The 575-nt window shown below is 44.0% G+C and carries 1 protein-coding gene; it reads left to right on the top strand.

Annotation, left to right across the window (positions count from 1 at the left end; translation table 11 throughout):
- On the top strand, positions 1 to 575 hold a 575-nt coding region (locus ACFQ21_RS25175; protein WP_377584085.1), incomplete at both ends, for a hypothetical protein.

Raw genomic sequence — 575 nt, 5'->3', positions numbered from 1 at the left:
GCCGTTAGTAACAATTCAAAATGTCCTTCAGCAAAAGCAACTGTAACGGTTAATAATAATAGTGTAGCTCCTGTAATTACAACAGCCACCGTTAACCAGACAAGCTGTGATACAAACACACCCAATGGACAAGCTTCTGCCAATGTAGGCGGAACAACGACTGGTTATACGTTTACCTGGTATGTTGGCAGCGGTACAAGCGGAGCAGTCAAAGGAAATACAGCTCAGATATTAAATCTGGTTGCCGGCACGTATACAGTTAAAGTAGATAACAATACCACGGGCTGTTCAAGCACGGCACAGGTCACAATCATCAATAACCTGGTAAACCCAGTAGTAACAGCAGCGGTTGATGCACATCAAACGATCTGTAGTGCAGGTAACGGTCAGGTATCAGCTAATGTAGCGGGTAACGTAACCGACTATACCTTCTACTGGTTCAATGGAAATATAGCAACACCGAATATAGCAGCTCCTGATTTTACAGGTGCAGTATATAGCGGAAGAACAGCGGGTGCTTACACCGTTGTAGCGGTAAATAACAACACGAAATGTCAGTCAGCAAAGGTTACTGT

The organism is Ohtaekwangia kribbensis (assembly GCF_042676245.1).
Classification (GTDB): domain Bacteria; phylum Bacteroidota; class Bacteroidia; order Cytophagales; family Cyclobacteriaceae; genus Ohtaekwangia; species Ohtaekwangia kribbensis.
This window is presented reverse-complemented; position numbering and strand designations above follow the sequence as displayed.